The sequence below is a fragment of the Psychrobacillus sp. genome, assembly GCF_056205495.1.
The window spans coordinates 1-7,264 of the sequence record NZ_JBAEAP010000325.1; the positions used below are offsets into that span (position 1 = coordinate 1).

A 7,264-nucleotide genomic window follows, 5' to 3' on the forward strand; every position below is an offset into this window, starting at 1 on the left:
CATTCAGTGAAACCAATGGTAAGCATAAAGGATATGCGACCACCTGAAGTGTTGGAGGCTGTGCACGAGATCAAGGAAAGAAGAGAGAGAGCTATTTTGAGTACTACAAGTAACGCAGAGATTGCTGCGTCTGTTCATACGCCAGATAAAATAGAAGAGAGAGTAGTAGAAATCTCATCTGCTACTAATCAAACAGATGAATCTAAGAAACAGCCAAGCAAATATGGATCTTTATTCCTTCAAAAAATTAAAGGCCTACAAAAGTCTTCTAATGAAACGGTAGTAAATGCAAATGAGCTCGGCAACTTCCAGAGTTATATGCATGTAGAAAGAAAAATAGAGAGGGACACTGTAGCAAAGCTAGAAGAGATGCAAGCATCTAGTAGTCCCCAGCTACTTTTACTACTAGGAAGTGTGGGGGATGGGAAAAGCCATCTTTTAGCGTATCTGAAAGCTACGAAACCTAATCTATTCAACAATGTCTATATTCATAATGATGCTACGGAGTCCTATGAAAGAACGAAGCCTGCTGAGGCAACGCTGGAGCGTATTCTCTCTCCATTTGAGGATGGCTTTGTTCCTAAACAACATATCGTTGTGGCAATAAATTATGGTAAACTACACAACTTTTATTTGCTACAAAAAGAAAAGGGTCAATTCCAATTGTTCACGAGCTACATTGATTCCTTAAATATTTTTAATAAGACTAAAAGTGATAAGAAGACCGATACATTTGAAAGCTTTCACACGGTAGATTTCTCTAAGGAAAAATACTATAGTATCAGTGAAAAGGGAGTATATTCAACCTTCTTCTCCAAAATACTTGAAAAAATTACAGCACCTGAGGGTGTTAATGAAATATATCAAGCATGGCTGCAGGACAAATCAAATAACAAATGGACGATGGCTCATGAGAATTATTTATTATTGATGAATGAACAAGTTAGAAAAAGAATAGTAGAGAAGATAATACATGTCATTATAAGAAATAAGATGATAGTTTCTACGCGAGAGTTTTATAACTTTATTGTAGATTTGATAGTACCCTCCGAGATATTGTTAAATCCACAAAGCACTGCTTTTTCGTTGGAAAACTCCTTACCAAATTTACTGTTCAATCATCCAGAAAGATCAGCTATTTTATTTGGATTAAATGAGTTAGATCCCGTATTCATTAAAAATAGCTTAAATGATGAATTGATCGCTAGTATATTCATGCAGCCAGATCTATCCACATATTTATCGAGTGTAATAGGTGTAGACGGTAATATTCCTTACGATAATTATTGGAGAAATGCCATTTCTTTAAACGAACATTTAGAAGTGGCCCGTTTTGTCATTCGTTTGAAAGAATTATTAAATGAAAACAACGAGCAATCAGATTTTAGCCACTTTGTAAAATACCTGTATGCCTTTTATAAAGGTACTGGGGAAGTCATCGAGGAGGTATTCCCGCTACTTGAAAAGGTAGTTTACCAATGGAAGGGATCCCCACGGGATTCATATGCGTACATTACGAATAATTTGAAGAAGGAATTTAGAATGGCGATCCCTATGAATTTGGAAAGCACATTAGATATGGATCTGTATGGTAGTGTCGAGGAGGGTGACCTACATGCCTCTAACCACTATATCACTCTAGGCTTCAATGATATTAACTTTGATTTAGATTTAAAGCTTTTTGAAATTTTAAGACAGGTAAGCAATGGTCATAGACCTAACCTACACGAGGTAGGACAAGCCATACAATTTGAAGATTTCTATAATAAGCTCATCAAGTATTTTGAGGATAAAGAAAAGAAATTACTAATGGTACATGTACCGACGAATGAGTATTATGAAATTTCTAAGCCTAAGTTTTCAAAAGCAAAATTCGATGTAAAGAAGGTATAGCATGATTTTCCAATTAGATTATCAAAGAATTAGAGACTTTGTGGAAAAGAACGGAGTATATACGTATCGTCGTCGAGAAAATACGTTTGTGCTACCTCTCCCTACACGTAAACCAGAGCGCGCTAAGTTTGAAAATGGCTATGCAGCCATTGTTGGAGCGACGATGCGCGTACTAGATGGTGAAAGTATAGAATACGAGAAAAATGAAAACTCTATTGATGGAATCTTAGGAGAGGGAAAATTTGATTCTGATGAAACAACGGAAGTATTTAAGCTGTTTATTGAAAATGAGCTAGAGGATATAGAAAATTCTACAATTACCAGAGTAGAACATTTTAAAAATATCCCTTTTATTAATCATAAGGATGAAAAAAAGGGCGAGATTGGTTATTTTAATTTCTTCTATGATTTATTTATTAGAGATTACGAGAATGAATTCAACTCATTGTTTAGTGAATTAAAAACTGAGGATTTATTAAGTGAGATTATACGTATTTCAGGACAGGCAGACAATAAGCCATTAACTAAGAGAAAATATAAGATGCTTTTTCCAGGCTTGCAGCAGCAATTTTTAAATGATGTGAAGACTCTATCGACGAATCCGGCATTTTTAATCCAGCATTTTGCGGATATAGCTGTGCATTATACATTTATTGCGATGTCCCAAATTGTAATTCAAACCAATAAACTAACTTCAGCTCAAACAGATAAGCTGCATCGTATTGTATTCTTGAATATGAGCGAAACAGCTTCTAAGAGACGGGATTTCTATAATGAGGGGTTACGTTTCTTACGTGAGGAGATAAGAAGCTTCTTTGCCCATGAGCATACGTTAAATATATTAGGTAACAATACCTTCACTCAAGAGAGCAATTGGTTTTATAAGGATTATGCAGACTATTTCCAAAAACAATCACCAGCTGCGCAAGAAGAATTTATAAAGTCTATTTATTATTGGATAAATGAAGAGTATAAGCTATATTTCCCGTTAACTGAAAGAATTCCTTATGAGGAACAGGACTTGCAGCAGGCGTTTAAGGATCTGTACGACACGCTACGTAGAAATGTTAAAGAGGAGATTAATTCCCGTTATAGTGTGGCCTTTGAGACTATTGCAACACGCTTCTATCGTAAATCAGGTGGATCATTAGGTAATATACTAGCATTAAATATGAACCAGCTCATTTCCCTAATAGCTGTAGCAGTAGGGCCTCGTGGGAGTCAATTAGAATTAAACAAGCTTTGGATAGAATTAGAAAATCGTGGTGTCTTCTTTGATAAATATTCTAAGGAAGAGGTAGTAAAAATTCTAGATAATTTAAATTACCTAGATAAAAAAAGTGATAGTGGGGATGCTCAATATGTCAAAGCCATTTTATAATCATATAGCAAATCAGCTATCAGGTTATTTCGCAAAGGAAGTAAAGCAAGGAATAGTAAATCGATATTTTCTTTCACTTCCTTCGGAGATATATGTTAAGGAAATTATAGATGCACTAAAGGATTTACCAGCGGCAAGTGATTTTATCTACACAGTACCTGGTGGCAGTGAGGCCTATACAGCAGATTCATTGAATTATGGAAATCATAAATATGTGCTAGCTACTACTCTAGATGAAACACATATAGACTTTTTAGTTACACTACGTAATCTTATGAGTGAGCAAAAAGGGGAGTGGAAAAATACATCCCTAGTAATAATTTCAGATAATCTGTTAGATTCTATTCAAGGTGGTAGTAAGGATCTTACCTCTGAGGGGATGCCACTGCATGCAAGTCAAATAGTCAACAACTTGGAAGAGTATATCAAGGAAAGTGCATTGGTAGGGCAGGACAAGGAAATTCTCTTGCATTATCTAGCCGAGACGGAGGAATTACATTATTCAGAGCAGCCGTCGTTTTTAGACTTTGAAGAGATTTTGAACTGGGCAAATGGACAGCAAATCCAGGAGGAAGATTATAAGTCACTCGGTTATTTTAAGGACTCCTTGCTTAACTTGATAATTGAATCCAGGGATCAAGAGGCAGTTGACAGTAATAAATATAACAAGCTACAAAAAGAAATTGATAAACGCCTAACCAACAACACAGAATTATTCGATGAGGTTTCCCGTCTAAGAGAATTAGGTAATGGAGAAGATCGTTTAGTGGATCTTTTTGATGACTTTGGTAAGAAGCTCTATAAGGATGAGGACGGAATTGATTTAGTAGATGTTTTAAAGGCGAAAGATAAAGTTGCCGAACGTAAGGATATCTATTTGAAAGCAGATGAAATAACTGTCCTTCGAAAGAAGTCTAATGAGAAGATAAAATCATTTTGGCAAAAAAGCTCTAAAAAGCGTACCTACGAGGTAATCATATTTCACCCTGACTATGAGCCGTCTGAAACTATTGAAGTCAAACTACCTTTTAGTCGCCACACGAGTGAAAACTATATATTAAAGCGCTCTGCTAATTTTGTTACTGCAAAGGGACATTCATTATTAGCTAATATTGAATTAAGTGATGAGTATAGTACCTTTAAAAATATTTCCTATAGGCATGAAAATATGTCTTCAAGTGCGTTCACTATCCGCATTATGATTATCAAGGAAACGGAGGATTGGTTAAAGCGTTATGAGCTTTCATACGGTTTAACCTCCTCGGGACGACTATTATTAAATTTATCGGATGAAAATCTCATTTTTGGAGACGGATCTGTTCAAGCCGTTGTACAAAATGAGGATGAAATAGTTAGGGTAGAGGATGCAGGAGTCGAGGTGTCCTTTGAGCTAGGGTTATTAGATGAGGATACTAGCTCCATACAATTTGATATTGTTCATAATAAATGTAGACTACCCATTGTTGTGAGTGACGAGGTATTTAAGACGAAGGACATTTCTTCTCAGAAGATTTGGCTACGTAAGGTCAATCTTAAAGAGACATTTATTATTGCGGATGATGGAAAAAAGATTAATATTGGTCAGCAGCCATATAAGCTATCTAACGAAGAAGCTCTCTTTTACCTACTGGAGCAACAGTGGCTAGATGAGGGAGTAAGGATTGCAGAGTATAATATCCAAAGCTTAATAGCTAAACCATTGGATTTGCCTGAGGGAGTAGAAAAAGCCTATGATTCCTTCTTAAATGCATTGAAGAGTAAAAAATCGATTCCCACGCTTATTTATTATGACGAGGCAATACGTAATGCAGCTAAAGTATATATTGAAGAATTCGTATCTGCTATTCATGAGATTAGAGATAACGATTACCTGTCCAACGCACAGAAAAATCTATTATACTTGGGTACATTGCAATACAATGACAAACTATATATGACACCGTTCTCACCTTTAAATGTCGCATACCAGCTGCAAATTATAGAAGAGGTGGAAGGGCAAGTAATAGATGAAAATATATTAAAGCGTTTAAAGCCAGCATTTATCATTCCTTATTTAGTAAGTCCAATTGACGATAATTATTTAAAGCCTGACTCTCTAAATAATATGTCTGAATGGCACTGCTTTCAGCCTCAAAAAGAGGTTCAGATTGGTGAAACGAATGCCTATTTAGCTAATTTGATACGTGAGAAGCTAAAGCAATTTATTACCTATTATGATTATTTATTTACGATTAGTAACAAGCCTAAAATGCATATCAACATTATCAATTTAACGAATGACAAAGAGATATTAAAAGGGATTTTAAAATGGTTTAAGGATCGTATTACTCAAACAGGAACACTTTCCAGTATGTTCGACCTGGAGGTAACTAGCTATGAATCAAACTTAAATACAACAAGTGCCTTTGAGCTTTTTAATACACTAAGCACTCCTGCTGAGGTTAAGGAAATCTTTGATATAGATTGTTCCACTAAGCAATTTGATGCAGAGGATGTACTATTAGAGATTCAAAAGCATTTAAGCTTCTATAAGGCTCCTATCGAAGAGGAACCGCGTTACAGCCATTTAACCTTCTATAAGATGCAAAATAAGGAGCAGATGTCTAAGCAAATTATTCAAAATGCACCGAATGCTATGAACTTAGACGGACTTTTTGTTTCCACAGTTTCTCAAAGAACTGAAAACGGTGGATACCGTGTAGGCTTTGGGGTAGGATCATCAAATACGAAACGCTCCCTGTTAACACAGTTTGCAGCAGCTATTAATGAGCTAAGCGCGAACAATAAAAATTATGGTAAAGATCCATATAAAAAGAATAATGTCATTTCCCTTCATATCGATGAGGACGATGAAAGCTATTTAAAATTACTTTACAATAATTCGATTTGGTTAACATTCATCGACCCTGCAGTGGATTTACGTTACTTCCAGGATAGCTCTGATAATCTTGTCATTGTTCATTATTCAGACCAGCTATCCTCAAGCAGCAAATATGATGCAATTACGATTACAGACAAGTCTAGACAATATTTCAATGTAATTGATGGGTTTCTTCAATCCCAAGGAGTAAAAGTACCTGATGAAAATATTGATCATATTATCAAGTCATTTAATACATTTAATGGTGAATGGTTACTGAGAGCCGTCCAAAACCAAGGTCATGATAAAAGAGAAAAAATGAGTATTGTCGCTGCTATTAAGCATGCATTACTTTACTTGAATTCTAGCAATATTTTATGGGTTCCAATTTCGATGGAAGAGATAGTTCGTGTGGCAGGAAACATTCGATTGAGTCGTAAGGACGGCATCTTCTCTGGGAAGACAATTGGTAGAACAGGGAACTGCAGTGATGACCTACTTTTATTAGGGCTTGAAAATGAACAAGGCCAATTAAAGCTGCATTTTTATCCTGTAGAAGTGAAAATAGGCTTTAACAATTCTGATGTTATTGAAAAGGGTATTAAACAGGTAAAAGAACTAAATGAGCGATTAAAAGATAACTTAATCAATGATACGTCTTTTGATGCAAAGTTTTTAAGAAACTTTTTTGCCCGTATGTTAATTATTAATGCCAACAAAATGAGAGAAAATGATTTCTGGCCAGAACAATCCTATGACATATCAGAGGAAGTATTGGAGAAATTACTAAATGATGAGTTTGTGATAAGCGATGATTTAGTTGCAGAACATGGAGTAGGAGCAATAATCTCCTTTAAAAAACATTTAGTAAAAGAAACAAAGAATCGTGAAAACATGGTTTTAATCTATGAAATACCTGAGGATACTGCATATCGATCTCTAGGAGTTAGAATGGAGCAGTTGAAAGCGAAGGACTTTAGTGTGGTGGAATCTGTAGAGGTAGTGCCTAAGGAAGAAAAAGAGATAATACCACTACCTTCAACTATAGATACTGCGGAAGACGACATGTTAGAAGATGAAGCCATACCTGTTGGTGATGATACTTCAGAGGAGGATACTGTGGTTGTACT

Annotated in this window: 3 protein-coding genes; all 3 read left to right on the plus strand. The window is 35.5% G+C overall.

Features of this window, described 5'->3' with window-relative positions; translation table 11 throughout:
- The coding region (gene dptF, locus AC06OU_RS09600) for a DNA phosphorothioation-dependent restriction protein DptF (RefSeq protein WP_475855449.1) at positions 1-1,893 on the plus strand (1,893 nt) is incomplete at its 5' end.
- Between the two features lies 1 nt (position 1,894).
- The gene (dptG, locus tag AC06OU_RS09605) at positions 1,895-3,274 is read left to right on the plus strand and encodes a DNA phosphorothioation-dependent restriction protein DptG (protein ID WP_475855451.1); all 1,380 of its coding nucleotides are present in this window, start codon (positions 1,895-1,897) and stop codon (positions 3,272-3,274) included.
- The coding region (dptH, locus tag AC06OU_RS09610) for a DNA phosphorothioation-dependent restriction protein DptH (RefSeq protein ID WP_475855452.1) at positions 3,255-7,264 on the plus strand (4,010 nt) is incomplete at its 3' end. The genes dptG and dptH, both read left to right, overlap by 20 nt.

Excerpts from the sequence above, each read along its gene's own strand:
- dptG (WP_475855451.1), top strand. The coding sequence starts at position 1,895 with ATGATTTTCCAATTAGATTATCAAAGAATTAGAGACTTTGTGGAAAAG.